Raw genomic sequence first — 4,696 nt, forward strand, 5'->3', positions numbered from 1 at the left:
GAAGACAACCGAACCCAGAAAGAACCAGGCAACGAGAAATCAGTCCACCTCAAATCCTTGGGCTATTCCCTTTTGGTTGCGATCGCTCGTGAAAGCTCAAACCGTTTCATCCTTTGCCACCTTCCTCCTCGTCGGTGCCGCCTTATTCATCTATGGCAGCACTGTCTACTACCAGCAACAGTGGGGTACATCCTTCCGAGAGTTGGAAAGTTTGCGCCGCCAAGAGCGAAAACTGACTTCAACCAACGAAAGCTTAAAAACCCAATTCTCCAAACAAGCAGAAGAACCGGGCAGCGGGTTAGTCCCCCCTAACTTAAAACAAATGATATTTTTAAAACCCACCCCAGTAAAACCCCCAGAATCAGAAGAAATCATTGGGGAAGAACCCCCAACTTCCGATAACCGACCCGTGGGATATTAACCTTCAAAAGTTCGGGATTAAACTCGACTCATTGTTGACCTAAACCGGGGAATATCGCCTGAATCAATCCCGTATAAAAAGCATTCAAATTCTCCAACCTGATTACATTTTACGAGCGGAATATGGCATCAAGGATTCCACACCCTGGGGCAAATTTGCAACGAAACTCTCATCGCAAAACCCAATCTCAACGCCCGAAAAAAATCAACCGGGGGACGGCTCGGAATAAGCGGGGACAAGAGAGCGGTAAAAACTTGCTCTTACTGTTACCCCTGGCTTTTTTATTATTAATTCTAGAGAATTTGAACAGCTCGCCGCGAATGAGGCGAGGAGTCCGCGCCCTGACTCGATTGGGAAATCCCCGGATTAGATTTACGGTAGTCTGGGGGGTTTTAATGGTCGGAATATTGGGATTGAGTGGGAATTTGTATCGATTGCAAATTGTGAATGGGCAGGATTTACAAGAACAAGCCAGACAGCAGCAAGATGTGAAATTGCAGCCGTTTATTCCCCGCAGGGCGATCGTCGATCGCAATGGCAACGTTTTAGCTCTCGATCGCCCAGTTTATACCCTATACGCCCATCCCAAACTATTTAAAATCTCTAAGGAAGAGATGGCGGTAACTCTAGCCCCGATTCTGAATCAAACCAGTGCGGAACTCTTTGGAAAATTCAACGCAGCAGAAAGTGGAATTGCCGTGGCAATCGGCATCTCGGAGGAAAATGCCGATCGCATCCGAGATATCTTCCTAGATGGACTAGAACTAGAGCAAAATCCCGCCCGCTATTATCCTCAGCAAAACTTAGCCGCAGATGTGCTGGGATATGTGGATACCGAAGGTCAAGGTCAAGCGGGGATAGAAGCCAGTCACCAGCACTTACTCGCCCGGGAAGCCTCGTTAGAACTGGACCGCAGATTATGGGGTTCGCTGATCCCCGACCCAGTACCCGCTGAATTTATGCGCCTAGACGATTTGCATTTGCAAATCACCCTAGATTCGCGGTTGCAACAAGCGGCACGGGTTGCCCTAGAGAAACACCGGAAACAGTGGAATGCCAAACGCGGCACGGCGATCGTTATGGATGCCAAAACCGGCGAAATCTTAGCCTTAGTTTGTGATCCTTCCTACGACCCCAACGAATATTTTAAAGCCAATCTAGAGTTATTTAAAAACTGGGCGCTGACGGACTTATATGAACCGGGATCGACCTTCAAACCTATTACCGTGGCGATCGCCTTAGAATCCGGTGCCATAGAAGCCAACAGCGTCTTTTATGATGAAGGGCAGATTTACGTCGATGAATGGCCGATTTCCAACTCCGATGGGGCCGGTCGAGGCAATCTCACCGTGACCGAAATCATCCGCTATTCCAGTAATGTCGGCATGGTGCATATTATCGAACAGATGCGATCGCGGGTCTTTTACAGTTGGCTGCAACGCCTAGGCATCGGCGATATCATCGGCGCAGACTTACCCTTTGAAACCGCCAGTCAACTGCGATCGCGCGCCGAATTTATGGCCTCCCCGGTCAATGCTGCCACCGCCTCCTTCGGCCAAGGTCTTTCCCTGACCCCCCTACAACTGGTCCAAATTAACGGCGCTTTAGCCAATGAAGGCTATCTCGTCACCCCCCATGTCGTCCGGGGACTCTTCGATAGTCAAGGACGCCAGTATTGGCAACCGGACCTCCGTCCCAAGCGCCAAGTCTTTTCCCCCTCCACCACCCAAACCGTAGTAGGAATGATGGAGGAGGTCATCGACGACGGTACCGGCACCGCCGCCCAAATTCCCGGATATCGGATTGCCGGAAAAACCGGGACCTCTCAAAAAGCATCCGATGATGGCAGTGGTTATTCCGAATACGCCCGCATCGCCAGTTTTGTGGCAATTTTACCCGCAGATAACCCCCGCTACGTCGTCCTCGCCGCCGTGGATGAACCCGTGGGCGGCTATGGGGGAACCGTCGCGGCACCCATTGTCAAAGAAATCATAGAATCCCTGATTCAAGTTGAGGGCATCCCACCCTCGAAACGGGTTGAAACCCCCGAGGTTGAGGAGTCTAGTCAGTAAAGTTGGATTGGCGAGGGAAGAAAGCACCAGAAACCCGGTTTCTTACCCTTGATGGGGGACAAAGCGAGACTAACCGCCCGATCGCGCAGAGGGTCGGACTTGAGCACCTTGCATCTGTTCTAACAGTTGTTCGCCAGTGGTGGCGGGTTCTTGACAGGAGAGACCCTCACAGACTAAGCCGATCGCCCCCGAGGGGAGGTCTGACTTCGGCTGAAAAATACAGGTGGGAAAATATTGGGACATTAACCCGGGAATCCGACTGCCTGCAGTGCGGACTAGAGTGTGATGACGATACCAATCCAAAGCAACAAATAGACTAGGACAAGCCGAAGGTGCGCGTTCCATAATTGCCCCAAAGGATGTGAGGGCATTAAAGGCGAGATCGAGATAAGTTAAGTCTTCGGTGAGCATGGATAATCGAATCAACGAGGCGATCGCCACCCCATTGGCTGCCGGGGTCGCATTATCCGTATAGCTTCGTTCCCGGACAATCAAATCACTACTGCTATCTTTAGCGGTATTAAAATATCCTCCCAATTCCATACTCCAGAGAAACTCATCAAACTCTTCCTGAACCTGAATCGCTTTCTCTAACCAATTAGCACCCGAAGGATGAACCTGTTCCATTTGTTCTAAATCCAATAAGGCTTTAATAAACAAAGCGTAATCTTCCGATTGGGCGAGCACTGCGGCTTGACCCTCATAATTGAGGCGATGAAAACGACCCTCAACCCATTGATGATCCAGAATAAAATTCGCCGCAGCAGTGGCTAGGGTGGCATATTCCCCCTGGTCAAACACTACAGCCGCTCTTGCCAACCCAGAAATCATTAAACTATTCCAAGCGACAATCATTTTGGGGTCAGTTACGGGAGGAATTCGACCGGGCCAGTTGTGGGTTTTGGCTATCAGATTGTTACAAGCGGGGGGAAAGGTTGTCACCGCTTCGGGTAATGCCCCATAGCGGACTTGAAATAGCTTGGCTAAGGCGGTTTCTACGGTGGGACTGATGGCTTGCAGATTGGTCCGTTTTAAGACAATTTTTCCTTCAAAATTTCCCTCGGGGGTGAGGAAAAATTCTGGGTTGAGGGCGGTGAATTCTTCTGGGGTTAAGAGACGTTCTAATTCCTGATAAGTCCAGACATAAAATGCGCCTTCTTCCGGTTCTTTGTCCTGGGGAGTGGTGAAACTATCGGCATCTTGTGCTGCGTAAAAATAGCCTTCCGGGGCGGTCATTTCGCGTTTAAGCCATTGGATTGTTCCGGCCACGGCCCATTCAAATCCTGGTTCTTGGATGCCTTCACTCCACAAATTGGCTAAAAATTCGACAATCTGACCGTTATCGTAAAGCATTTTTTCAAAGTGGGGGACCGTCCAGGTGGGATCGACGGTGTAGCGGTGAAACCCACCGGCAACGGCGTCATAGATGCCACCGGAGGCTAGGTCAAAACCCCGTTGGGCGATCGCACTTCTCTGGTCATATTCCGATTCAAGATCGAAGCGCGTCGATTGCAGGACCAGTTGGGCATAAGGCATCATGGGAAAGCTGGGTCCATACTCCCGGTGGGCAATTACCGTTACACTGGTCTCGAATCCTTTCCAGAGGAGTTCTTCTGGCAGATCATCAATTGCTGGGAGGGTCGCCGCCTGTTGGAGATGACCCATGATTTCTTCTTTGAAGGCTTCGAGTTTGCCTTTTTCGAGATCATAGTAGCGCCGAATTGCTTGCAGCAATTCTTGGAAACCGGGACGGCCATAGCGCGGTTCGACGGGGAAGTAAGTCCCGCCATAAAAGGGTACAAGGTCATCGGGAGTGAGAAAAATATTTAAGGGCCAACCGCCTTGGCCGGTCATCATTTGCAAGGCTTGCATATAGATGCTGTCGATATCGGGTCGTTCCTCGCGATCGACTTTAATCGGCAAAAAGTTGGCGTTCATATAGGAGGCGATCGCCTCACTGGAGAACGCTTCTCCTTCCATGACGGTACACCAGTGGCAACTGGAATACCCAATCGACAGAAAAATGGGTTTATTCTGTGCTTTGGCGGTTGCTAATGCTTCTTCACACCAGGGCCACCAATCAATCGGGTTCTCCGCGTGTTTGCGAAGATACAAACTTTGAGTCTCTGCCAGATGATTTGTCATAATGGGGTCATTGGTTGTTGGTCATTGGTCGTTGGTCATTTGTCGTTGGTCATTTGTC

General features: G+C 50.2%; 2 protein-coding genes and 1 pseudogene. 2 read left to right on the plus strand and 1 reads right to left on the minus strand.

Translation table 11 applies throughout. The annotated features are described in order from the left end of the window. Both J0895_RS03545 and J0895_RS03550 read left to right on the plus strand, forming a co-directional pair. A pseudogene (locus J0895_RS03545) lies at window positions 1–421 on the plus strand (hypothetical protein); the annotation flags it as partial. Window positions 422–576: 155 nt separating this feature from the next. Then, window positions 577–2,493, plus strand: a complete 1,917-nt coding sequence (locus tag J0895_RS03550; protein WP_242541024.1) for a peptidoglycan D,D-transpeptidase FtsI family protein — start codon at window positions 577–579, stop codon at window positions 2,491–2,493. A gap of 69 nt (window positions 2,494–2,562) precedes the next feature. Here J0895_RS03550 and J0895_RS03555 read toward each other — a convergent pair whose 3' ends face one another. Next, window positions 2,563–4,638: a thioredoxin domain-containing protein gene (locus J0895_RS03555; protein WP_207086752.1), complete on the minus strand. Its 2,076-nt coding sequence runs from the start codon at window positions 4,636–4,638 to the stop codon at window positions 2,563–2,565. Window positions 4,639–4,696 lie beyond the last annotated feature (58 nt).

It is taken from the genome of Phormidium pseudopriestleyi FRX01, from assembly GCF_017313335.1.
Classification (GTDB): Bacteria; Cyanobacteriota; Cyanobacteriia; order Cyanobacteriales; family Laspinemataceae; genus Laspinema; species Laspinema pseudopriestleyi.